The 21096-nt window shown below is 62.9% G+C and carries 23 protein-coding genes; 4 read left to right on the top strand and 19 right to left on the bottom strand.

What is annotated here, in order from left to right; translation table 11 throughout:
- Positions 1 to 86: 86 nt before the first annotated feature.
- Entirely contained in the window at positions 87 to 689 is a 603-nt protein-coding gene (gene recR, locus ACF8O8_RS13605) for a recombination mediator RecR (RefSeq protein WP_003254304.1), read from the top strand.
- Positions 690 to 807: 118 nt separating this feature from the next.
- Here recR and ACF8O8_RS13600 read toward each other — a convergent pair whose 3' ends face one another.
- The 16 genes from ACF8O8_RS13600 to ccoN (ACF8O8_RS13525) all read right to left on the bottom strand — a co-directional run bounded on the left by ACF8O8_RS13600 (position 808) and on the right by ccoN (ACF8O8_RS13525) (position 16424).
- Positions 808 to 1356: an adenine phosphoribosyltransferase gene (locus ACF8O8_RS13600; RefSeq protein ID WP_009683910.1), complete on the bottom strand. Its 549-nt coding sequence runs from the start codon at positions 1354 to 1356 to the stop codon at positions 808 to 810.
- A gap of 55 nt (positions 1357 to 1411) precedes the next feature.
- Positions 1412 to 2146: a Crp/Fnr family transcriptional regulator FnrA gene (fnrA, locus tag ACF8O8_RS13595; RefSeq protein ID WP_003254301.1), complete on the bottom strand. Its 735-nt coding sequence runs from the start codon at positions 2144 to 2146 to the stop codon at positions 1412 to 1414.
- 186 nt (positions 2147 to 2332) lie between these two features.
- A complete protein-coding gene (gene hemN / locus ACF8O8_RS13590) occupies positions 2333 to 3715 on the bottom strand; it encodes an oxygen-independent coproporphyrinogen III oxidase (protein ID WP_392509834.1) in 1383 nt (460 codons plus the stop codon).
- Between the two features lie 105 nt (positions 3716 to 3820).
- Positions 3821 to 4540 carry a sulfite exporter TauE/SafE family protein gene (locus ACF8O8_RS13585; RefSeq protein WP_392509833.1) on the bottom strand — a complete coding sequence of 240 codons (720 nt, stop codon included), beginning with the start codon at positions 4538 to 4540 and terminating at the stop codon, positions 3821 to 3823.
- Entirely contained in the window at positions 4497 to 4712 is a 216-nt protein-coding gene (gene ccoS, locus ACF8O8_RS13580; RefSeq protein WP_010955011.1) for a cbb3-type cytochrome oxidase assembly protein CcoS, read from the bottom strand. The genes ACF8O8_RS13585 and ccoS overlap by 44 nt, the downstream gene beginning before the upstream one ends.
- Positions 4691 to 7165 (bottom strand): heavy metal translocating P-type ATPase, encoded by a 2475-nt coding sequence (locus ACF8O8_RS13575; RefSeq protein ID WP_392509832.1) that lies wholly within the window; start codon positions 7163 to 7165, stop codon positions 4691 to 4693. Before ACF8O8_RS13575 ends, ccoS begins: the two co-directional genes overlap by 22 nt.
- Before the next feature lie 136 nt (positions 7166 to 7301).
- Positions 7302 to 7832 (bottom strand): FixH family protein, encoded by a 531-nt coding sequence (locus ACF8O8_RS13570; protein ID WP_392509831.1) that lies wholly within the window; start codon positions 7830 to 7832, stop codon positions 7302 to 7304.
- 15 nt (positions 7833 to 7847) lie between these two features.
- Positions 7848 to 9263, bottom strand: a complete 1416-nt coding sequence (gene ccoG / locus ACF8O8_RS13565) for a cytochrome c oxidase accessory protein CcoG (RefSeq protein ID WP_392509830.1) — start codon at positions 9261 to 9263, stop codon at positions 7848 to 7850.
- Between the two features lie 296 nt (positions 9264 to 9559).
- Complete coding sequence (ccoP, locus tag ACF8O8_RS13560) at positions 9560 to 10537, bottom strand: cytochrome-c oxidase, cbb3-type subunit III (protein WP_014590224.1); 978 nt, start codon at positions 10535 to 10537, stop codon at positions 9560 to 9562.
- Positions 10534 to 10725 carry a CcoQ/FixQ family Cbb3-type cytochrome c oxidase assembly chaperone gene (locus ACF8O8_RS13555; RefSeq protein WP_003254287.1) on the bottom strand — a complete coding sequence of 64 codons (192 nt, stop codon included), beginning with the start codon at positions 10723 to 10725 and terminating at the stop codon, positions 10534 to 10536. The genes ccoP (ACF8O8_RS13560) and ACF8O8_RS13555 overlap by 4 nt, the downstream gene beginning before the upstream one ends.
- Positions 10726 to 10730: 5 nt before the next feature.
- The gene (ccoO, locus tag ACF8O8_RS13550; protein WP_010955006.1) at positions 10731 to 11339 is read right to left on the bottom strand and encodes a cytochrome-c oxidase, cbb3-type subunit II; all 609 of its coding nucleotides are present in this window, start codon (positions 11337 to 11339) and stop codon (positions 10731 to 10733) included.
- The gene (gene ccoN, locus ACF8O8_RS13545; protein ID WP_003254284.1) at positions 11339 to 12781 is read right to left on the bottom strand and encodes a cytochrome-c oxidase, cbb3-type subunit I; all 1443 of its coding nucleotides are present in this window, start codon (positions 12779 to 12781) and stop codon (positions 11339 to 11341) included. Before ccoN (ACF8O8_RS13545) ends, ccoO (ACF8O8_RS13550) begins: the two co-directional genes overlap by 1 nt.
- A gap of 458 nt (positions 12782 to 13239) precedes the next feature.
- Complete coding sequence (ccoP, locus tag ACF8O8_RS13540) at positions 13240 to 14181, bottom strand: cytochrome-c oxidase, cbb3-type subunit III (RefSeq protein WP_010955004.1); 942 nt, start codon at positions 14179 to 14181, stop codon at positions 13240 to 13242.
- A complete protein-coding gene (locus ACF8O8_RS13535; RefSeq protein ID WP_010955003.1) occupies positions 14178 to 14372 on the bottom strand; it encodes a cbb3-type cytochrome c oxidase subunit 3 in 195 nt (64 codons plus the stop codon). The genes ccoP (ACF8O8_RS13540) and ACF8O8_RS13535 overlap by 4 nt, the downstream gene beginning before the upstream one ends.
- A 5-nt stretch (positions 14373 to 14377) precedes the next feature.
- Positions 14378 to 14986 carry a cytochrome-c oxidase, cbb3-type subunit II gene (ccoO, locus tag ACF8O8_RS13530; protein ID WP_010955002.1) on the bottom strand — a complete coding sequence of 203 codons (609 nt, stop codon included), beginning with the start codon at positions 14984 to 14986 and terminating at the stop codon, positions 14378 to 14380.
- A 13-nt stretch (positions 14987 to 14999) separates the two neighbouring features.
- Positions 15000 to 16424, bottom strand: coding sequence for a cytochrome-c oxidase, cbb3-type subunit I (gene ccoN, locus ACF8O8_RS13525; protein WP_003254280.1), 1425 nt, complete (start codon positions 16422 to 16424; stop codon positions 15000 to 15002).
- Between the two features lie 50 nt (positions 16425 to 16474).
- Here ccoN (ACF8O8_RS13525) and ACF8O8_RS13520 point away from each other — a divergent pair, with 50 nt between their 5' ends.
- Positions 16475 to 17167: an alpha/beta family hydrolase gene (locus tag ACF8O8_RS13520; RefSeq protein ID WP_010955001.1), complete on the top strand. Its 693-nt coding sequence runs from the start codon at positions 16475 to 16477 to the stop codon at positions 17165 to 17167.
- Positions 17168 to 17281: 114 nt separating this feature from the next.
- Here the strand turns inward: ACF8O8_RS13520 and ACF8O8_RS13515 are convergent, their stop codons facing one another.
- Together ACF8O8_RS13515 and ACF8O8_RS13510 are read right to left on the bottom strand one after the other, a co-directional pair.
- Complete coding sequence (locus tag ACF8O8_RS13515; RefSeq protein WP_003254278.1) at positions 17282 to 17566, bottom strand: pyrimidine/purine nucleoside phosphorylase; 285 nt, start codon at positions 17564 to 17566, stop codon at positions 17282 to 17284.
- A gap of 74 nt (positions 17567 to 17640) precedes the next feature.
- Complete coding sequence (locus ACF8O8_RS13510; RefSeq protein ID WP_010955000.1) at positions 17641 to 18192, bottom strand: exonuclease domain-containing protein; 552 nt, start codon at positions 18190 to 18192, stop codon at positions 17641 to 17643.
- Between the two features lie 171 nt (positions 18193 to 18363).
- On the opposite strand from ACF8O8_RS13510, the gene ACF8O8_RS13505 reads away from it, so the two are divergent.
- Both ACF8O8_RS13505 and ACF8O8_RS13500 read left to right on the top strand, forming a co-directional pair.
- On the top strand, positions 18364 to 19164 hold the full coding sequence (locus ACF8O8_RS13505) for a substrate-binding periplasmic protein (RefSeq protein WP_392509829.1): 801 nt from the start codon (positions 18364 to 18366) through the stop codon (positions 19162 to 19164).
- A 63-nt stretch (positions 19165 to 19227) separates the two neighbouring features.
- Entirely contained in the window at positions 19228 to 20241 is a 1014-nt protein-coding gene (locus tag ACF8O8_RS13500; protein ID WP_014590234.1) for a GNAT family N-acetyltransferase, read from the top strand.
- A 151-nt stretch (positions 20242 to 20392) separates the two neighbouring features.
- Here ACF8O8_RS13500 and ACF8O8_RS13495 read toward each other — a convergent pair whose 3' ends face one another.
- Entirely contained in the window at positions 20393 to 20923 is a 531-nt protein-coding gene (locus ACF8O8_RS13495; protein WP_010954997.1) for an RNA polymerase factor sigma-70, read from the bottom strand.
- Between the last annotated feature and the right edge of the window lie 173 nt (positions 20924 to 21096).

Raw genomic sequence — 21096 nt, 5'->3', positions numbered from 1 at the left:
ACCTTGCAGGCTTTGGGCGAGGTGATTTGACGGCACCGCCCCCGCTGGGTATAAACCGCCTCTTATTGAATTGTCAGGCCTTTCCCATGAGCTTCAGCCCTCTCATCCGCCAACTGATCGACGGCCTGCGCATCTTGCCAGGTGTCGGTCAGAAAACCGCCCAGCGCATGGCCCTGCAACTGCTCGAGCGCGACCGCAGTGGCGGGCTGCGCCTGGCTCAGGCCTTGACCCAGGCCATGGAAGGGGTAGGGCATTGCCGCCAGTGTCGCACCCTCACCGAGCAGGAGCTGTGCCCGCAGTGCGCCGACCCGCGCCGTGACGACACACAGCTGTGCGTGGTCGAGGGGCCGACCGATGTGTATGCGGTGGAGCAGACTGGCTACCGTGGCCGTTACTTCGTGCTCAAGGGGCACCTGTCGCCGCTGGATGGCCTGGGGCCTGAGGCGATCGGTATTCCGCAGCTGATGGCGCGGATCGAAGAGCAGGGCACCTTTACCGAGGTGATCCTGGCGACCAACCCGACAGTGGAGGGGGAGGCGACGGCGCATTACATTGCCCAGTTGCTGAGCGAGAAGGGCTTGGTGGCGTCTCGCATTGCCCATGGTGTGCCACTGGGCGGCGAGCTGGAGATGGTGGACGGCGGTACCCTGGCCCATGCCTTTGCAGGGCGCCGGCCCATTTCGCTCTGATTCATTGGGGCCGCTTGGCGGCCCATTCGCGGGTAAACCCGCGCCTACAAAACATACGCGGCTTTCGTAGGAGCGGGTTTACCCGCGAATGGGCTGCAAAGCAGCCCCAAAAGCCCACTCAGTACTCGCTGAGGGAAAACTCGGTCAGGCAGAAGGTAGGCACCCCGGCCGCTTGCAACCGACGCGACCCGTCCAGTTCCGGCAGGTCGATGATCGCCGCCGCCTCGAACACCTGCGCCCCGGTACGACGCACCAGGTTGGCCGCCGCCAGAAGCGTACCGCCAGTAGCAATCAGGTCATCGAAGATCAGCACCGAGTCGCCTTCACACAGGCTGTCGGCATGCACTTCCAGGAAGGCCTCGCCGTACTCGGTCTGGTAACCCTCGCTCAACACGTCGGCTGGCAGCTTGCCCTGCTTGCGGAACAGGATCAGCGGCTTGTTCAGCTGGTGGGCGATGATCGAGCCGATCAGGAAGCCCCGCGCGTCCATGGCGCCGATGTGGCTGAATTCCGCCTCGACATAGCGCTCGATGAACTGGTCGGCCACATAGCGCAGCCCGCGTGGCGACTGGAATAACGGGGTAATGTCGCGGAAGATCACGCCCGGTTTGGGGAAGTCCACTACCGGGCGGATCAGGGCTTTGAGGTCGAAGGCGTCGCTGTGCATTGTTGCGGGTATCCTGGGAAAACGAATGCCCAAGTATACCCGCTAAAGACCAGCGTCAGGCCTCGATTGCACCACCTGCCAGCGCGCACAGCTGGATCGGGTCGAGGATGTGCACTTCCTTGCCCTCGGCGCGCAGCAGGCCGTTCTGCTGGAAGCGGGTGAACACCCGCGACACGGTTTCTACCGCCAGGCCAAGGTAATTGCCGATTTCGTTGCGCGACATGCTCAGGCGGAACTGATTGGCCGAATAGCCGCGGGCGCGGAAGCGCGCCGACAGGTTGACCAGGAAGGTGGCAATGCGCTCGTCGGCGGTCTTTTTCGACAGCAGCAGCATCATTTGCTGGTCGTCGCGGATTTCACGGCTCATTACCCGCATCAGCTGGCGGCGTAGCTGTGGCAGTTGCACCGACAGCTCGTCCAGCCGCTCGAAGGGGATTTCACACACCGAAGTGGTTTCCTGAGCCTGGGCCGATACCGGGTAGGCCTCGGTATCCATGCCCGACAGGCCGACCAGTTCGCTGGGCAGGTGGAAGCCCGTGATCTGCTCTTCGCCGCTGTCGCTGAGGCTGAAGGTTTTCAGGGCCCCGGACCGTACTGCGTAGACCGAGCCAAAACTGTCACCCTGGCGGAACAGGAACTCGCCTTTCTTGAGCGGCCGCCCGCGTTTGACGATTTCATCCAGCGCGTCCATGTCTTCCAGGTTCAGCGAAAGAGGCAGGCACAGGGGGGCCAGGCTGCAGTCCTTGCAATGGGCCTGGTTGTGTGGGCGCAGTTTGACTGGCTCGGACATTTGAATCGATCCTTGTGGGAAAGCACACATAAGTCGTAAGGGTAACTCACGACACAGGGTGTAGGCCAGTGTGCGCGATGATGGTGCGCGCTGGCGAAACCCCGGCAGGTGGCCTGCCGGGAGTCCTTGTGTGCTCATAGTGTGCCTGACAAGGAAGCTTGTCCATGCGGTTGAACGCCTTGTTTTTCAGATCACTCGCGAGAAGCGCTGGCGGTTGTGCATCGCCAGATAGGCGTCGAACACCATGCATACCGAGCGCGCCAGCAGCCGGCCGGCGGGCAGGATGCGAATGCCCTTGTCGTCCAGGCTGATCAGGCCGTCGCGCTGCAAGGTCAGCAGCTCGGGCCAGAGGTCGTTGAAGTAACCGCGAAAATCCAGGGTGAAAGCCTGTTCGATGGGTTCGAAATCCAGCTCGAAATGGCAGATCAGTTGCTGGATCACCGCCCGGCGTATGCGGTCGTCGTGGTTGCACAGCAAGCCGCGCTGGGTGGCCAGCTGGGCGTTGGACAGGCTGTCCTGGTAGGTGTTGAGGTCACTGCTGTTCTGGCAGTACAGGTCGCCGATCTGGCTGATCGCCGACACGCCCAGGCCAATCAGGTCGCAGTGCCCGTGGGTGGTGTAGCCCTGGAAGTTGCGCTGCAAGGTGCCTTCTTCCTGGGCAATGGCCAGTTCGTCGTCGGGCAGGGCGAAGTGGTCCATGCCGATGTAGCGGTAACCGGCGGCGGTCAGTTGGTCGATGGTGGCGTGCAGCATCTCCAACTTGGCGGCGGCGCTGGGCAGGTCGTTGCTGTCGATGCGCCGTTGCGGCATGAAGCGCTCGGGCAGGTGGGCATAGTTGAACACCGACAGGCGGTCGGGCTGCAGGCGGATCACTTCTTCCACGGTGCGGGCAAAGCCTTCCGGGGTTTGCTTGGGCAGGCCGTAGATCAGGTCGAGGTTGACCGAGCGAAACTGCAGCGTGCGCGCAGCCTCGATCAGGGTACGGGTCTGTTCCAGGCTCTGCAGGCGGTTGATCGCGCGCTGCACGGCCGGGTCGAGGTCCTGTACACCCAGGCTGACGCGGTTGAAGCCCAGTTCGCGAAGCAGGCCCATGGTCGACCAGTCGGCTTCGCGAGGATCGATCTCGATGCCGTAGTCGCCGGAATCGTCGTCCAGCAGGTGGAAGTGCTGGCGCAGGGTGGCCATCAGCTGGCGCAGTTCCACATGGCTGAGGAAGGTCGGTGTGCCGCCGCCAAAATGCAACTGTTCAACACGTTGTTTAGGGTCCAGGTGGCAGGCGACCAGCTGGATTTCCTGCTCCAGGCGCTGCAGGTAGGGCGCAGCGCGGGCGCGGTCTTTGGTGATGACCTTGTTGCAGGCGCAGTAGTAGCAGATGTTGGCGCAGAACGGCACATGCACGTACAGCGACATCGGGCGCACGGCCCGTCGGCTCTCGCGCAGGGCGTTGAGCAGGTCGAACGAACCCACCTCGCTGTGCAGCTGCACGGCGGTTGGGTAAGAGGTGTAGCGTGGCCCGGCGAGATCGTAGCGGCGGATCAGGTCGGTATCCCAACGGAGGTCGTCGAGCATGAGGGTAGTCCCCGGAAAGAGCAGCAGTGCACCGGAGTCTATGGCCGTCTGTAGGAAACTGTGTTGATTTGTATCAAGGGCATTGGGGCTGCTTTGCAGCCCCCGTCAATGGCCCATCAGCCAGTGCTGGTGTGGGCCCGGCAGGGTCCAGATACCGAATAGCATCACCAGCACACCGCCTGCCACGCGCACGCTGCGTCGCCGCAACAGGGCGTTTACCCTTTCGGCAGCCAGCCCGGTTGCCAGCAACACCGGCCAGGTGCCCACCCCGAACGCCAGCATCAACCCGGCGCTGTAGCCGGCATTGCCCTGGCTGGCCGCCCACAGCAGGGTGCTGTACACCAGCCCGCACGGCAGCCAGCCCCAAAGGGCGCCCAGCAGCAATGCCCGAGGGAGGCTGGACACTGGCAGCAATCGCGACGCCACCGGCTGGATATGCCGCCACAGCCCGCGGCCCAGTGCCTCGATACGGGTCAGCCCGCTCCACCAGCCGGCCAGGTACAGGCCCATGGCAATCAGCAGCAGTGCCGCGACCACCCGCAGCGCCAGCGCTGCCGGGCTGCTGGCCACGGCCCAGCCGGCCAGGCCCAGCAACAGGCCGGCGCAGGCATAGCTGAAAATGCGCCCCAGGTTGTACGCCAGCAACAGGCGCAGGCGCTTGCCGCGTTGTTCGGGGGGGATGGCCAAGGTTAGTGCGCCCATCAGGCCACCGCACATGCCCAGGCAGTGACCGCCCCCTAGCAGGCCAAGGACCAGTGCCGAGCCCAGCAGCGCAAGCAGGTCAGGCACGGGGTGGTGGTTCCTTGTCGGTGTCGGCTGCGGCATCGTCAGGCTTTACTGCCGCCTGGTGGCGCGGGTCCTGATCGTCGAACAGGATGCTGTGGGCGGGGCCTTCAAGGTCGTCGTACTGACCGCTGTCTACCGCCCAGAAGAAGATGTACACGGCCACGCCGACCAGCAGCAGGGCTGCCGGGATCATGACATAGAGGGCGGGCATGGCGACTTCCTCCCGGGTAAAGGGGCTTCGTGGGGCAGCGGGCCCGAGGCCACGGGCATTCGGGTCAGGCGCAGGGCGTTGAGCACCACGATCAGCGAGCTGACCGACATGCCGATGGCGGCCCACACCGGCGTGATCCAGCCGAGCGCGGCGAACGGCAACATCAGGCCATTATACAGGGTCGCCCACAGCAGGTTCTCGAGGATGTTGCGGCGGGTGCGGCGGGCCAGCGCGAACGCCTGCACCAGCGCTTGCAGGCGGTTGGACAGCAAGACGGCGTCGGCACTGGTCTTGGCCAGGTCGGTGGCGCTGCCCATGGCGATGCTGATATCGGCGGCGGCCAGTACCGGTACATCGTTGACCCCGTCGCCGAGCATCAGCACCTTGCGCCCGTCAGCCTGCAGGGCTTTCAGGCGGTCCAGCTTGTCATCCGGGCGCAGGCCGCCAATGGCCTGGTCGATACCCAGCTGCGCGGCCACTTCGGCAACCATCGGCGAGCTGTCGCCCGACAGCAGCAGGGTGTGCCAGCCCCGCGCCTTGCAGGCAGCGAGCAGGGCCGGGGCATCGTCGCGCAGGCGGTCATCCAGGCCGAACCAGGCCAGTGGCCCCTGGCGGTCGCCCAGCAGCAGCCACTGGCCGCGCGGCTCGGGTACAGCGGGGATTTCCGCACCACTCAAGGCGCAGACGAAGGTAGCCTGACCAATGCGCAGGCGCTGGCCGTCGACCACCCCCTCCAGGCCCAGGCCGGGTACGCTCTGTACGTCATCGGCAGGTGTGGCGGTACGACCAAAGGCGCGAGCGATGGGGTGTTCAGAGCGGTTTTCCAGCGCCGCGGCCAGGGCCAGGCAGCGGTCGGCGGCCTGGCTGCCGAGCGGGCGGATGCTGCGCAAGGTCAGGCGGCCCTCGGTCAGTGTGCCGGTCTTGTCGAAGATCACCGTGTCGATCTGGTTCAGGCCTTCCAGCACGTGGCCGCGGGTCACCAGCAGGCCAAGCTTGTGCAGGGTTCCGGTGGCGGCGGTCAGTGCGGTTGGCGTAGCCAAAGACAGGGCACAAGGGCAGGTGGCCACGAGCATGGCCAGTACGATCCAGAACGCCCGTGTCGGGTCCAGGTGCCACCACCACAGGCCGATGGCAACGGCGGCCAGCAGCGAGAACAGCAGGAACCACTGCGAGGCGCGATCGGCGATTTCCGCCAGGCGCGGTTTTTCAGTCTGGGCGCGCTCCAGCAGGCGGACGATGGCCGACAAGCGTGAGTCATGGCCGAGGGCTTCCACTTCCACATTCAGCGCGCTTTCAACGTTCAGCGTACCGCCAGTGACCCGCTCACCCACCCGGCGTGGTTGCGGCAGATACTCGCCGGTCAGCAGCGATTCGTCGACGCTGGAGCGGCCCTCGACGATGCGCCCGTCGGCAGGGATGACCGCGCCGGGCAGCACCTGCACGGTGTCGCCGCACTGTAACTCGCTGAGCAGGATGCGTTCGCTGCGCCCGATGGCGTCCAGGCGCAGGCATGAGGCTGGCAGCAGGTTGACCAGCTGTGCAGTGGCCGCCGCTGTGCGCTCGCGGGCGCGGCGCTCCAGGTAGCGGCCGGTCAGCAGGAACAGGGCGAACATGCCCACCGTGTCGAAATAAAGCTCGCCGCTGCCAGTGATGGCTGTCCAGATGCCGGCACCGAACGCCAGGCCAATGGCCAGCGACACCGAAACGTCCATGGTCAGGTGGCGCGTTCGCAAGTCGCGCGCCGCGCCCTTGAAGAAGGGCGCGCAGCTGTAGAACACGATGGGAATTGTCAGGAACAGCGCCACCCAGCGCAGGATGGCATGCAACTCGGGTGTCAGGTCGATGTTGAATTCCGGCCAAGTGGCCATGGTTGCCATCATCGCCTGAAACCACAGCAGCCCGGCCACGCCCAGGCGGCGTAGGGCGCTGCGGTTTTCCCGGGCCAATTGCTCGGCGGCCTGGTCAGGCTGGTAGGGGTGGGCGGCGTAGCCGATCTGGCGAAGTTCGGCGAGGAGGCGCGACAGCGGTAGCTGCTTGTCATCCCAGTTCAGCAGCAGGCGGTGATTGGACAGGTTCAGGCGCGCTTCGGCGACACCGGGCAGGTTGCGCAGGTGCTTTTCGATCAGCCAGCCGCAGGCGGCGCAGCTGATGCCCTCGACAAGCAAGGTGGTTTCGGCCAGCTCACCCTGGTGGCGGACGAAGGTTTGCTGTACGTCGCTGCGGTCGTACAGGGCCAGCTCGTCCTGCAGTTGCTTGGGCAGGGCTTCGGGGTTGGCGCTGTTGTCGCTGCGGTGCTGGTAGTAATGTTCCAGGCCTCCAGCGACGATCGACTCGGCCACCGCCTGACAGCCGGGGCAGCAGAACTGCCGGGGCTGGCCGAGGACCACGGCGGTGAAGCGGCTGCCGGTGGGGACGGGCAGGGCGCAGTGGTAGCAGGGGGTCGGTTGGGTCATAGGGCAGACACTGCTCAGGCAGATAGGAAACCCTGTGGGAGCGGGCGCGCCCGCGAATGCGTCAGACCTGGAAATACCTTTGCCTGAGCTATCGCATTCGCGGGCGTGCCCGCTCCCACAGGGATTTGCGGTGTTGCTACTGTTGGTGTTCGGCGCCTTGCAGGGCTTCGTCACCCAACTGCAAGGTCACACCATGCGCCACTTTTTCCTCTTCGAACAGGCGCCATACCTGGCCCCCTTCGCTACCCAGCAGTTCGACAAAACGGCGCCCGTCGACCTTGTCTTCCAGCTGCCCCACATAGCGCCCTGCTTCGACCCGGCTCAGCAGCACCTTGCGGTCCTTCTCTGGCTGGGTTGGCGAAATCAGGTTCAGCTCCAGGCTTTGCGGGTTGCTGTTACCGGTCAGGCGCAGGTCCACTTCGCCGGTCAGTTCGTCCAGATGCACGCTGGCTTTCAGGCCCAACTGCTGCGCCAGCAGCTCGCGGTCCAGCGAGCGGTTGATGCCCTTGCCGGCCTCGTAGTAGTTGTCGTTCACCAGGTTGTCCGGGTTGTGCACAGCGATGCTGACCATGGTCAGGCTCAGGCACACCGAGGTGGTGAGGATGCCGATGATGATCCAGGGCCAGAGGTGCTTGTACCAAGGGCTGGCGGCGGTGGCGGCAGGCATTGTGCGTTATCTCTCTTAGCGGATCTGTGGGCCGATGAAACGGCTCTTGGCTTCAACCTGGGCGTCGCTGTCGTCGGCGCTCTTGAGGATGAAGGTGATTTCGTTGGTGGTCGATGGCAGCTTCTCGGGGGCAACCGACAGCTGCACGGGAAGGCTGACGATGTCACCGGCGGCCACGCGGATCTCGCGCTGGCCTTCGAGCTTGAGGTCCGGCAGGCCGGCGGCGTCCAGCACGTAGAGGTGATCGCGCTGATCCTTGTTCATTACCTTCAGGCTGTACACGTTCTCGATCCGGCCCTGGGCGTTTTCGCGGTACAACACGCGGTCTTTGCTGACGTCGAAACCGACCAGCGAACGGGTGGCGAAGGCCGTCGCCAGCCCGATCATCATCACCAGCAGTACCACGGCATAGCCGATCAGACGGGGGCGCAGCATGTGGGTCTTCTGCCCGGACAGGTTGTGTTCGGTGGTGTAGCTGATCAGCCCTTTGGGGTAGTTCATCTTGTCCATGATGCTGTCGCAGGCATCGATGCAGGCGGCGCAGCCGATGCACTCGATCTGCAGGCCGTCACGGATGTCGATGCCGGTCGGGCAGACCTGCACGCACATGGTGCAGTCGATGCAGTCACCCAGGCCCTGGGCCTTGTAGTCGGTATCTTTCTTGCGCGGGCCGCGGGTTTCGCCACGGCGTGGGTCGTAGGACACGATCAGCGTGTCCTTGTCGAACATCACGCTCTGGAAGCGGGCATAGGGGCACATGTACACGCACACCTGTTCGCGTAGCCAGCCGGCGTTGCCGTAAGTGGCGAGGGTGAAAAAGCCGACCCAGAAGTAGGCCCAGCCATCGGCCTGGCCCGTGAAGAATTCGATCGCCAGTTCACGGATCGGCGAGAAGTAGCCGACAAAGGTCATGCCGGTGACAAAGCCGATCAGCAGCCACAGGCTGTGCTTGGCGAATTTGCGCAGGAACTTGTTGCCGCTCATGGGGGCTTTGTCGAGCTTCATGCGCTGGTTGCGGTCACCCTCGGTGATCTTTTCGCACCACATGAAAATCCAGGTCCACACGCTTTGCGGGCAGGTGTAGCCGCACCACACCCGGCCGGCGAACACCGTGATGAAGAACAGGCCGAAGGCGGCGACGATGAGAATCCCCGAGAGCAGGATGAAGTCCTGCGGCCAGATGGTGGCGCCGAAGATGTAGAACTTGCGCTCGGGCAGGTTCCACCACACGGCCTGGTGACCCCCCCAGTTCAGCCACACGGTGCCGAAGTACAGCAGGAACAGCACTGCACCGCCGACCATGCGCAGGCGACGGAACAGGCCGGTGAAGGCGCGGGTGTAGATCTTTTCCCGGGAAGCGTAGAGGTCGACGGAATCCTTCCCTTTGTTGGCAGGCGGGGTCACATCATGTACCGGAATTTGCTTGCTCATCATCAAGTCCCACGGCAGTGGAGAAACGCCGCGGCCTGTGCGTGCGGGCCGCAGTCTCGCGCAATCTGCTAGCGCTCTGCGGCCCATGATACGCCGCTGATGGCAGTATGGGTTCGCACTGCGACCTTTAGTCGCGTTGGGTTCGTGGTATGAAACGTGTTATGGCGGGTGTCAATTGATCCAGGTCACTTGCCTGCGAGAAATGCTGTGCCAGTACCGGCCTCTTCGCGGGTAAACCCGCTCCTACAAAGATCCTGTGTAGGAGCGGGTTTACCCGCGAAGAAGCCAGGCCTGCCTTACTCAGCCTTGGCTGGCTCAGCCTGGTGCGACAGGCTGTAGACGTAAGCCGCCAGCAAGTGCACCTTGTCATTGCCCTGCAGTTGTTCCTGGGCCGGCATCTGCCCCTGGCGGCCATAACGAATGGTCTGCTGCAACTGGGCAAAGCTCGAGCCGTAGATGAACGCCTGCGGGTGGGTCAGGTTCGGAGCGCCCATGGCGGGCGTACCTTTGCCTTCCGGCCCGTGGCAGGCCACGCAGTTGGCTGCGAAGATCTTCTGCCCGTTCTCCACATCGGCCTTCGCACCCTCAGGCAGTGTACGGCCATCGAGTTTGCTGACCACGAATGCAGCCACGTCGGCCACGCCCTGGTCACCGATCACTTCGGCCCAGGCCGGCATCACGCCATGGCGGCCGGCCATGATGGTGGTCTTGATGGTTTCCGGCTCGCCGCCCCAGCGCCAGTCATTGTCGGTGAGGTTGGGGAAGCCGAAGGCGCCCTTGGCGTCGGAACCGTGGCACACCGAGCAGTTGGAGGCGAACAGCCGCGCACCCATTTTCAATGCCTGCGGGTCCTTGGCCACTTCTTCGATCGGCATGGCCGCGAACTTGGCGAAGATCGGCCCGAAACGGGCGTCGGCCTTGGCCATTTCCTTTTCCCACTCGTGCACACCGGTCCAGCCCGGCTGGCCGTTGGAAAACTCGGTCTGCTTGTCGTTATCCAGGTATGAATAGCCCGGCAGGACGCCTTTCCAGTTGCCCAGGCCCGGGTACAGCACCAGGTAACCGAGGGCGAAGATGATGGTGCCGACGAACAGCCAGAACCACCATTGCGGCAGCGGGTTGTCGTATTCCTCGATGCCATCGAAGGCATGCCCGACGGTTTCGTCGGTAACCTCTTCGCGCTGGCCCTTGCGGGTCGACAGCAGCAGCCAGGTCAACGAGAAGATGGTGCCCAGGGTCAGGACGGTAACGTACAGACTCCAGAAGGTTGTCATTGTTGTTTGCTCCCAGAAGCTTTTGCTTGCTCGACGTGCCGAGTGGCCTCGGGGTCATCCGCGAAGGGCAGTTGGGTCGCTTCGTCGAAGTCCTTTTTACGCCGTGGGTTGAACACCCATAGCGCCAGGCCCACGAACGCCACCATCACCACGACGGTGCCCAGGCCGCGAATCATCCCGATATCCATCAGCGTCACCGTTTGCTCTTGATGATGGTGCCAAGACCTTGCAGGTACGCGACGATGGCGTCCATTTCGGTCTTGCCCTTGACCGCGTCACGTGCGCCGGCAATGTCGGCGTCGGTGTACGGGGTGCCGAGTGTGCGCAGCACTTCCATCTTCTTCGCGGTGTCCTTGCCGTCGAGCTTGTTCTCGACCAGCCACGGGTAGGAAGGCATCTTCGATTCCGGTACCACGTTGCGCGGGTTGTACAGGTGCGCTCGGTGCCAATCATCGGAGTAGCGGCCGCCGACGCGGGCCAGGTCCGGGCCGGTACGCTTGGAGCCCCACAGGAACGGGTGGTCCCACACGCTTTCACCGGCTACCGAGTAGTGGCCGTAACGCTCGGTTTCGGCACGGAACGGGCGGATCATCTGCGAGTGGCAGCCCACGCAGCCTTCGCGGATGTAGATATCGCGGCCTTCCACCTCCAGCGCGGTGCGCGGCTTCATGCCCTCGACCGGCTTGTTGGTGACGTCCTGGAAAAACAGCGGGACGATCTGGGTCAGGCCACCGACGCTCACGGCGATGACCATGAAGAAGGCCAGCAGGCCTATGTTCTTCTCGACGGCTTCATGCTTCATCAGTGCGCTCCCACAACGACGATCTTGGCGGCCTCTTCAGCCTGTGCCGGGTTGGCGGCACGTACGGTACGGAACACGTTGTAGGCCATCAGCAGCATGCCGCTGGCGAAGAACGCTCCGCCCAGGGCGCGGACGATGTAGCCGGGGTGGCTGGCCTGCAGGGCTTCGACGAAGGAGTAGGTGAGGGTGCCGTCATCGTTGATGGCGCGCCACATCAGGCCCTGGGTGATGCCGTTGACCCACATCGAGGCGATGTACAGTACGGTACCGATGGTGGCCAGCCAGAAGTGCGCGTTGATCAGGCCGATGCTGTGCATCTGCTCGCGGCCGTAGAGTTTCGGGATCATGTGGTACACGGCGCCGATCGAAATCATTGCCACCCAGCCGAGGGCGCCGGCGTGGACGTGGCCGATGGTCCAGTCGGTGTAGTGCGACAGTGAGTTCACGGTCTTGATGGCCATCATCGGGCCTTCGAAGGTGGACATGCCGTAGAACGCCAGCGACACCACCAGGAAGCGCAGGATCGGGTCGGTGCGCAGTTTGTGCCAGGCGCCCGACAGGGTCATCATGCCGTTGATCATGCCGCCCCAGCTTGGCGCCAGCAGGATGATCGACATTACCATGCCCAGCGACTGCGCCCAGTCAGGCAGGGCGGTGTAGTGCAGGTGATGCGGGCCGGCCCAGATGTACAGGGTGATCAGCGCCCAGAAGTGCACGATCGACAAGCGATACGAGTAGATCGGCCGCTCGGCCTGCTTGGGCACGAAGTAGTACATCATTCCCAGGAAGCCGGTGGTGAGGAAGAAGCCCACGGCGTTGTGGCCGTACCACCACTGGATCATCGCGTCGGTGGCGCCGGAGTAGGCCGAGTACGACTTGAACAGGCTCACCGGCAGCGAGATGTGGTTGACGATGTGCAGCATCGCGGTGACCACGATGAACGCACCGTAGAACCAGTTGCCGACATAGATGTGCTTGGTCTTGCGTTTGACGATAGTGCCGAAGAACACCAGCCCGTAGGTAACCCAGACGATGGCCAGCAGGATCGCCAGCGGCCACTCCAGCTCGGCGTATTCCTTGGTGGTGGTGTAGCCCATCGGCAGGGTGATCAGCGCGCCGACGATCACGGCTTGCCAACCCCAGAAGGTGAAGGCGGCCATGCTGTCGGAGATCAGCCGGGTCTGGCAGGTGCGCTGCACCACGTAGTAGCTGGTGCCGAACAGCGCACAGCCCCCGAAGGCGAAGATCACCAGGTTGGTGTGCAGCGGGCGCAGGCGGCCGAAGCTGGTCCAGGGAAGGTCCAGGTTCAGCTGCGGCCACACCAGCTGCGAGGCGATGAAGACGCCGAGGCCCATGCCAAGGATCCCCCAGACCACCGTCATGATGGCGAACTGGCGGACGACCTTATAGTTATAAGCAGTCGGACTGATTGCTGTGCTCATTCTAAGGTTCCACGGTTTTGATGTTCTTGTTGGTCGAAAAATCGGCGCCAGTATTGATAACCAGCAAGGTTACCGCAACGCAACTTTGGTACGCCGACCCGTGTCCAGACCCGTTCACTGATGTCCCGCAGGGATCGGGTCTGGGCGATTGTACACAAATAAATATTTGTAATGTGTACCGTTTTTCATCTTTTTCTGATCGATCGGTCAAGCTTTTTCTGGGGCGGCGACAGGCCATGCGCCGCGTCTGCATCGGTCCTTTCGGAGCGAAGCCCACTGAGGCAACAAGCTTAGTTGTGTTCGGTGGGGGTGCAAGGGAAGGGGGGGCGGCGGTGGGGGTATGGTTTGAGGGGGATGGTGGGGCGGGGGTGTAAGGTTTGATGGTTATGGTGGGGCGGATATCGAGCGCCGCGCGGGCGGCGCTCGATCTCACAGGCGGCAAATGCCTTTCGGCGAACTCACTTGGCCGTCACAGCCTCAGCCGAACCATCCTGCGACAGGCTATACACGTAAGCCGCCAGCAGGTGCACCTTGTCATTCCCCTGGATCTCGGCCTGCGCCGGCATTTGCCCCTGGCGACCATAACGAATGGTCTGCTGCAGCTGGGCAAAGCTCGAACCGTAGATAAACGCCTGCGGATGGGTCAGGTTCGGAGCGCCCATGGCGGGCGTACCTTTGCCTTCCGGCCCGTGGCAGGCCACGCAGTTGGCTGCGAAGATCTTCTGCCCGTTCTCCACATCGGCCTTCGCGCCCTCAGGCAGTGTGCGGCCATCGAGTTTGCTGACCACGAACGCAGCCACATCGGCCACGCCCTGGTCACCGATCACTTCGGCCCAGGCCGGCATCACGCCATGGCGACCGCTCATGATGCTGGTCTTGATGGTTTCCGGATCGCCGCCCCAGCGCCAGTCATTGTCGGTGAGGTTGGGGAAGCCGAAGGCGCCCTTGGCGTCGGAACCGTGGCACACCGAGCAGTTGGAGGCAAACAGGCGGCTGCCCATTTTCAGCGCCTGCGGGTCCTTCGCCACTTCTTCTACGGGCATGGCGGCGTATTTGGCGAAGATCGGACCGAACCTGGCATCGGCCTTGTCCATTTCCTTCTGCCATTCATTGGCGCCAGTCCAGCCATTTTCATAGCCCGGCAGGATGCCTTTCCAGTTGCCCAGGCCTGGGTAGAGGATCAGGTAGCCGACCGAGAACGCCAAGGTGCCAACGAACAGCCAGAACCACCACTTGGGCAGCGGGTTGTCGTACTCCTCTATGCCGTCGAAGCTGTGGCCCATGGTCTCGTCGGTGGTGTTGTTGCTCTGGCCCTTGCGCGTGGCGAGCAGCAGCCAGGTCAGGCCAATCAGGCTACCGATGGTCAGTACGCTGATGTACGTACTCCAGAAGGTGGTCATTGCCCGTTACTCCTTTTTGCAGCAGGCTCCTGCCCGGCAGTGGGCAGGCGGTCGTCGACGAAGGGCAGCAGGCGCGCTTCGGCGAAATCACGGTCGCGGCGGCGGTTGAAGACCCACAGGGTGAGGCCGATGAAGGCAATCATCACCACCAGGGTGCCCAGCCCGCGGATCATGCCGATGTCCATTTCCATCGCACTCACCTCTTGTTCTTGATCGCGGTGCCGAGCACCTGCAGGTAGGCGACCAGTGCATCCATCTCGGTCTTGCCTTTGACCGCTTCACGGGCGCCGGCAATGTCGTCGTCGGTGTACGGCACGCCCAGGGTGCGCAGGGTGCGCATCTTGACGTCGGTGTGGCTGTTGTCGACCGGCTGGGCAACCAGCCACGGGTAGGACGGCATCTTCGACTCCGGCACCACGTTGCGCGGGTTGTACAGGTGCGCACGGTGCCAGTCGTCCGAGTAGCGGCCACCGACTCGGGCCAGGTCCGGCCCAGTGCGCTTGGAGCCCCACAGGAACGGGTGGTCCCACACGCTTTCACCGGCCACCGAGTAGTGGCCGTAACGCTCGGTTTCGGCGCGGAACGGGCGGATCATCTGCGAGTGACAGCCCACGCAACCTTCGCGGATGTAGACATCGCGGCCTTCCAGTTGCAGCGCGGTGTAGGGCTTCATGCCTTCGACCGGTTTGTTGGTGACGTCCTGGAAGAACAGCGGGACGATCTGGGTCAGGCCGCCGATGCTGACGGCAAATACCATCAGCAGGGCCATCAGGCCGACGTTTTTCTCGATGACTTCATGTTTCATCAGGCGTTTCTCCTCAAGCCAACTGGGCGTTCGCAGGGGCGACGTCAAGCGCTGGCGAACGCACGGTGCGCCAGGTGTTCCAGGCCATCAGGAACATGCCGCTGAGGAAGATCGCGCCGCCGACGAAACGCACGACGAAGCCTGGGTGGCTGGCCACCAAGGTTTCCACGAACGAGTAGGTGAGCGTGCCGTCGCTGTTGACCGCGCGCCACATCAGGCCCTGGGCGATGCCGTTGACCCACATCGAGGCGATGTACAGCACGGTACCGATGGTGGCCAGCCAGAAGTGCGCATTGATCAGGCCGAGGCTGTACATGCGTTCTTTGCCGAACACTTTGGGGATGGTGTGGTACAGCGCGCCGATCGAGATCATCGCTACCCAGCCGAGGGCGCCGGCGTGGACGTGGCCGATGGTCCAGTCGGTGTAGTGGGACAGGGCGTTGACCGTCTTGATGGCCATCATCGGGCCTTCGAAGGTGGACATGCCGTAGAACGCCAGTGACACCACCAGGAAGCGCAGGATCGGGTCGCTGCGCAGTTTGTGCCAGGCGCCCGACAGGGTCATCATGCCGTTGATCATGCCGCCCCAGCTTGGCGCCAGCAGGATCAGCGACATCACCATGCCCAGCGACTGCGCCCAATCGGGCAGGGCGGTGTAGTGCAAGTGGTGCGGGCCGGCCCAGATGTACAGGGTGATCAGCGCCCAGAAGTGCACGATCGACAAGCGATACGAATACACCGGCCGTTCGGCCTGCTTGGGCACGTAGTAGTACATCATCCCCAGGAAGCCTGCGGTCAGGAAGAAGCCCACCGCGTTATGGCCGTACCACCATTGCACCATGGCATCGGTGGCGCCAGCGTAGACCGAATAGGATTTGGTCAGGCTGACCGGCAGCTCCAGGTTGTTGACGATGTGCAGCAGTGCCACGGTCAGGATGAAGGCGCCGAAGAACCAGTTGCCGACGTAGATGTGTTTGGTGTTGCGCTTCATCAGCGTGCCAAAGAACACGATGGCGTAGCCCACCCAGACGATGGTGATCAGAATGTCGATCGGCCATTCCAGTTCGGCGTATTCCTTGGAGCTGGTGTAGCCCAGCGGCAGGCTGATGGCCGCCAGCAGGATAACCAGTTGCCAGCCCCAGAACGTGAACGCGGCCAGGCCCGGTGCAAACAGGGTGGTCTGGCAGGTGCGTTGCACCGAATAATAGGAGGTGGCGAACAGTGCGCAGCCGCCGAACGCGAAGATCACCGCATTGGTATGCAGGGGGCGCAGGCGGCCGAAGCTGGTCCAGGGGAGGTCGAAGTTTAGGGACGGCCAGGCGAGCTGGGCGGCGATGAAGACGCCGAGCCCCATCCCGACGATTCCCCACACCACCGTCATGATGGCGAATTGGCGGACCACCTTGTAGTTATAGGCGGTACTGCTGGTTGTGTTCATGTATGGGTTCCCATCCACGGTTATTTGGCAGGCTTTACAGCGAGGCAAGCATGATTAATGGGCAAAGTGCCGGTATTGACGGGGATCAATGGGCGAAGGTCGCAAATGTCCCAGGCTTGCGCTGCGATCCTCCGCGGGTTGCAGGTCAGGATGACTACAAGGGGTGCCTGATTCTGGCCCATGGCGCGGGCGCGCCGATGGACAGCGGGTTCATGGACGAAATGGCGCAAAGGCTTGCGGCTCTTGGGGTAGCGGTAGTGCGCTTCGAGTTCCCGTACATGGCCGAGCGCAGGGTTACCGGTGGCAAGCGGCCGCCGAACCCGCAGAAGGTGTTGCTTGAATGCTGGCGTGAGGTGTACCGGCAAGTGCGACCTTTGGTCGCGGGCAAGCTGGCCGTGGGTGGCAAGTCCATGGGCGGGCGCATGGCGAGCCTGCTGGCCGACGAACTGGGCGCGGATGCGCTGGTGTGCCTGGGCTATCCGTTCTACGCGGTGGGCAAACCCGAGAAGCCACGGGTAGAGCACCTGGCCGAGTTGAAGACACCGACGTTGATCGTGCAGGGCGAGCGGGATGCGCTGGGTAACCGCGAGGCGGTGGCGGGGTATGCGTTGTCGCCGGCGATCGAGGTGAGCTGGCTAGTGGCGGGGGACCATGACCTGAAGCCGTTGAAGGCTTCGGGGTTCAGCCATGAGCAGCATTTGCAGGCGGCGGCTGAACGCGTTGCTGATTTCCTGAAGGACTAGTGCTGGATTCTTCGCGGGCAAACCCGCACCTACAAGGACCGCACAACATCGAAGGTCGGCTCAGCACCCTGTAGGAGCGGGTTTACCCGCGAAGAGGCCGGAACAGGCCGGCGCTTAGTCGCGGTATTCGCACAGGTAAGCGGTATCCACCTTCACCTGCAGCTGGAACTTGCTGTCAGCCGGCACGTTGAACTTGTCACCGGCGTTGAAGGTTTCCCAGTTGTCGCTACCTGGCAGTTTCACGGTCAGCGCGCCCGATACCACATGCATGATCTCGCGCTTGGCAGTGCCGAATTCGTATTCGCCCGGAGCCATGACGCCGACAGTGGCCGGGCCTTCTTCGCCCGAGAATGCGATCGACTTGACGGTGCCGTTGAAGTACTCGTTGACCTGGAACATGGGCGACTCCTGAAAAGAGGTGCTGAAAAAGGGCTGGCCAGTATGCCCAAGCCCACAGGCGTCGTCATCTGCTTTCAGGGGCCGTTGGCGGGCAGGGTCAGCGGTAATAGCCGCGCCGTGTTGCGCGCATCTTCCAGGGCCCTGTGCTGCTGCCCGCAAAAGTGCATGCCGGCCAGTTGCAGGGCGCCGTTCAGGCCGGTGGGGCGCTGCAGGTGGCGGGCCTTGGCAAAGCGTTGCTTGAGATTGATGTGCGGCAATGTGCGCAGCAGGCTGTCGAGGCTGTACTGCTGCCACTCCTGGTGCAGTTGCTGGCGGTCGTAGTCGCCCCAGCTGACCCAGGCCTGAAGCTGCCCGCGGTGGTGCCCCAGCCAGCGCTCGAAGCTTGCCCACACCTCGCGAAACGGCGCGGCGCTGTCCACGTCGGCCTGGCTGATGTGGGTCAGCTCACGGCAGAACGGGGTCAGCTGCGGCCGCCGCCGTGGCTTTACAAAACGCTGGAAATGGTCGACCTCGCGGCCTTCGCGGGTAACCAGGCTTGCGCCGATTTCAATGACTTCCATCTCTGTAACCGGCCACCCACCATCGTCGGTGGTGGCTTCCAGGTCGATCACCAACCAATGGCCCATACCAGGCTCCCCTGCAGATCCTGCTAGAGCGTAGCCAATGTCCGGGCATACGGCATCCTATGGCATTTTGCCGCCTGCTTTGGCACAAAGAGCAGGCGTCAGTAGTTGTGTCGCCCCTGGAAAACGCCTAGCTTAAGCGCATACAGGCATAAACCGTGATGAGTGTCCGTCTTGACTCCAGCGCCCGGCCTCAAGGCCTTGTCCACCCTGATGCTGCTGGCCGTGTTCTGGTTGGCGGCACCGGTATGGGCTGGCGAGGCGGTTGAAGTGAAGATTGGCGCAGCCCATTTCCCGCCTTACACAGTGCGCCCCGAGCAAGGTGCCGATACCGGTTTGCTGCCGCAGTTGGTCGATGCACTCAACCGGGCGCAGCAGCACTATCACTTCGTTCTGGTGCCTACGTCTATCCAGCGGCGCTTCGGTGACTTCCAGCAGGGCCGCACCGACATGGCGATTTTCGAGAACCCACAATGGGGCTGGGAGCAGATTGCCCATCAGACCGTGGACATGGGCCTGGAAGATGCCGAAGTGTTCGTCGCCCGCAAGGCAAACGGCAATGATCCGCATTATTTCGATGACCTGCGCGGCAAACGCCTGGCCTTGTTCAACGGCTACCACTACGCGTTTGCCAGCTTCAACGCTGACCCGGACTACCTGCGCAAGACATACAACGCGACCCTGACCTACTCCCACGACAGCAACCTGCTGATGGTGCAGGCCGGCCGCGCCGATATTGCCCTGGTCACGCGTTCCTACCTCAGCGATTTCCTGGCACGCAACCCGGCGAGCAGGGCGCAGCTGGTGCCTTCACAACGCATTGACCAGGTCTATCACCACTACGCCTTGCTGCGCCCGGGGGCGCCTATCGGCGAGCAGTCGTTCGCTGCCCTGCTGCGTGGCCTGCGTGACAGCGGTGAACTGGCGCGCATCTTCGAGCCCTACCGAATCAAAGTGGCTGCACCGCAAGACTAAATTCCCGTGTTGCGGCAACGTTCCCTGCAGTGTGCCTTTTCTTCATTTTCGTGAGTCAAGCCCATGCCGTTCGATGCCGCTTCGCAGCCACAGTCACCGCCACGCTGGCGCAGCCTCAGTGCCGAGGAGGGCGACAGCTGGCTAAGCCTGGCCCTTGAAGGCCGCCCCCTGATCCAGTTGCGACTGGAGGCTGGCGCTTCTCTGCACGTTCACCTTGAGCGCTTTTGCCCCGAGCGCCCCTACCAAGCCTTGTGGGCCGCCTGCTATTGGTTGCTGTCGCGCGATACGGCCTGCCAGCGCCTGACCTGGCACCTGCCCGAAGTGTTGCCGCAGGCGTTGGCCAGTGGCCTGCTGCTGGCCGGTGAACAGCCTGGCCAGTACCTGTGCGAGCGCGCACTGTTCTGGCAACTGCCGCAGCCGTGGCTGGGCGAGTCGGTTGCCGGGGTATATCCGCAGCAGATGCAGATCAGCAACGGCAAGCGCCACCCGCGCCGGGCGCCCAAGCCGCGGGGCGAAGTGTACCGGCGCTTCGATGCGCGCTTGGGCAGTTGGGTATCGCTGCGTACCCTGGAGATCGAGCATGACCTGGAGCGTTTCAACCGCTGGCAGAACAACCCTCGCGTGGAGGCGTTCTGGCAGGAGGGTGGCACGCTGGCGCAGCACCGCGAATACTTGGCCAAGCTCGAAGCCGACCCGCATACATTGACGTTGATCGGTTGTTTCGATGACGAGCCGTTTGCCTACTTCGAGGCGTACTGGGCCAAGGAGGACCGCATTGCCCCCTTCTACCCGGCCGATGACTACGACCGTGGTATCCATATGCTGGTGGGAGAGGAGAGCCACCGAGGGCCGCACAAGGTGGCCAGCTGGCTATCGGCGTTGGTGCACTACCTTTTCCTGGATGACCCGCGCACCCAGCGGGTGGTGGCCGAGCCGCGCGCCGACAATGGCAAGATGATTGGCTACATGCACGACCAATGTTTCCATTGCGACAAGGAGTTCGACTTTCCACACAAGCGGGCGGCGTTGATGATTCTGGGGCGGGAGCGGTTTTTCGATCGTTGCAAGCTGACGTAGGGGCTAGTGTGGTGTTTCACAAATAACGACCATAACTTGCGGCGTTTTTTGCGCTGCGAGTTATTGGCCGTATTTGCAAAACACCACACTAGCGCTGCAAGCAAAAGCGAGAGCGATCCAGGTTCGCTCTGGCGTTTGCTTGCAGCCATCTTCAGGCCTGCCGACTGGCTGTCTTGCGGCAATGCACCAGCGCATCGCGGATCATGAAGTTGACCAAGGTCGGCGATACGCCCAGTTCCTTGGCAATGTCCTTCTGCGGCACGCCATTAAGGCGGTACATCTCGAAAGCATAGCGGGTGCGCGGCGGCAGTTCGTTCAAGGCCTCCGCGATGTCATTCAGCGCGGCGCGGTTGATGTGGGTGGCTTCGGGCGAGGCGTTCTGCACCACCACGTTCATGCCTTCCTCTTCACTACCGGAGTACTTCAGCTCCATCGCCTGCTTGCGATAGTGGTCGATCGCCAGGTTGCGCACGATCTGGAACAGGTAGCTCAGCTGGGCCTTGAACGATGAGGTGATCTGCGGGGCGGTGCTGAGCCGGAAAAAGGCATCCTGTACCACGTCCTCAGCGCGCGAACGGCAGCCTGTGATACGGGCGGCGATCTTGACCAGAATGCTGCGGTTGTCGACGAAGGCCTGCAGTAATGGTGAATCGCACTTACTTGTGGATAGTTGTTCCGCCATGGAAATCACCTTGTCACAGAGGGGAGAGGAGGCGCCCAAGGTTGGGAAGCTTCCTACGACGTGCGACAAACTATGCAAGATGATAATAATTGTCAAATGCGAAGTGTAATTAATATCTGTAGGTTTCAGTTCTAAGGCGTGGCTGGCTTTGGGGGTATGCCTTATCAACCCTT

Source organism: Pseudomonas sp. TYF_14 (assembly GCF_043105275.1).
GTDB lineage: Bacteria > Pseudomonadota > Gammaproteobacteria > Pseudomonadales > Pseudomonadaceae > Aquipseudomonas > Aquipseudomonas alloputida.
Note: the sequence above shows the minus strand (reverse complement) of the source record. Positions and strands in the feature narration are given on the sequence as shown.

Excerpts from the sequence above, each read along its gene's own strand:
- recR (WP_003254304.1), top strand. The coding sequence starts at position 87 with ATGAGCTTCAGCCCTCTCATCCGCCAACTGATCGACGGCCTGCGCATC.
- ACF8O8_RS13600 (WP_009683910.1), bottom strand. The coding sequence starts at position 1,356 with ATGCACAGCGACGCCTTCGACCTCAAAGCCCTGATCCGCCCGGTAGTG.
- fnrA (WP_003254301.1), bottom strand. The coding sequence starts at position 2,146 with ATGTCCGAGCCAGTCAAACTGCGCCCACACAACCAGGCCCATTGCAAG.
- hemN (WP_392509834.1), bottom strand. The coding sequence starts at position 3,715 with ATGCTCGACGACCTCCGTTGGGATACCGACCTGATCCGCCGCTACGAT.
- ACF8O8_RS13585 (WP_392509833.1), bottom strand. The coding sequence starts at position 4,540 with ATGCCGCAGCCGACACCGACAAGGAACCACCACCCCGTGCCTGACCTG.
- ccoS (WP_010955011.1), bottom strand. The coding sequence starts at position 4,712 with ATGCCCGCCCTCTATGTCATGATCCCGGCAGCCCTGCTGCTGGTCGGC.
- ACF8O8_RS13575 (WP_392509832.1), bottom strand. The coding sequence starts at position 7,165 with ATGACCCAACCGACCCCCTGCTACCACTGCGCCCTGCCCGTCCCCACC.
- ACF8O8_RS13570 (WP_392509831.1), bottom strand. The coding sequence starts at position 7,832 with ATGCCTGCCGCCACCGCCGCCAGCCCTTGGTACAAGCACCTCTGGCCC.
- ccoG (WP_392509830.1), bottom strand. The coding sequence starts at position 9,263 with ATGAGCAAGCAAATTCCGGTACATGATGTGACCCCGCCTGCCAACAAA.
- ccoP (WP_014590224.1), bottom strand. The coding sequence starts at position 10,537 with ATGACAACCTTCTGGAGTCTGTACGTTACCGTCCTGACCCTGGGCACC.
- ACF8O8_RS13555 (WP_003254287.1), bottom strand. The coding sequence starts at position 10,725 with ATGGATATCGGGATGATTCGCGGCCTGGGCACCGTCGTGGTGATGGTG.
- ccoO (WP_010955006.1), bottom strand. The coding sequence starts at position 11,339 with ATGAAGCATGAAGCCGTCGAGAAGAACATAGGCCTGCTGGCCTTCTTC.
- ccoN (WP_003254284.1), bottom strand. The coding sequence starts at position 12,781 with ATGAGCACAGCAATCAGTCCGACTGCTTATAACTATAAGGTCGTCCGC.
- ccoP (WP_010955004.1), bottom strand. The coding sequence starts at position 14,181 with ATGACCACCTTCTGGAGTACGTACATCAGCGTACTGACCATCGGTAGC.
- ACF8O8_RS13535 (WP_010955003.1), bottom strand. The coding sequence starts at position 14,372 with ATGGAAATGGACATCGGCATGATCCGCGGGCTGGGCACCCTGGTGGTG.
- ccoO (WP_010955002.1), bottom strand. The coding sequence starts at position 14,986 with ATGAAACATGAAGTCATCGAGAAAAACGTCGGCCTGATGGCCCTGCTG.
- ccoN (WP_003254280.1), bottom strand. The coding sequence starts at position 16,424 with ATGAACACAACCAGCAGTACCGCCTATAACTACAAGGTGGTCCGCCAA.
- ACF8O8_RS13520 (WP_010955001.1), top strand. The coding sequence starts at position 16,475 with ATGATTAATGGGCAAAGTGCCGGTATTGACGGGGATCAATGGGCGAAG.
- ACF8O8_RS13515 (WP_003254278.1), bottom strand. The coding sequence starts at position 17,566 with ATGTTCCAGGTCAACGAGTACTTCAACGGCACCGTCAAGTCGATCGCA.
- ACF8O8_RS13510 (WP_010955000.1), bottom strand. The coding sequence starts at position 18,192 with ATGGGCCATTGGTTGGTGATCGACCTGGAAGCCACCACCGACGATGGT.
- ACF8O8_RS13500 (WP_014590234.1), top strand. The coding sequence starts at position 19,228 with ATGCCGTTCGATGCCGCTTCGCAGCCACAGTCACCGCCACGCTGGCGC.
- ACF8O8_RS13495 (WP_010954997.1), bottom strand. The coding sequence starts at position 20,923 with ATGGCGGAACAACTATCCACAAGTAAGTGCGATTCACCATTACTGCAG.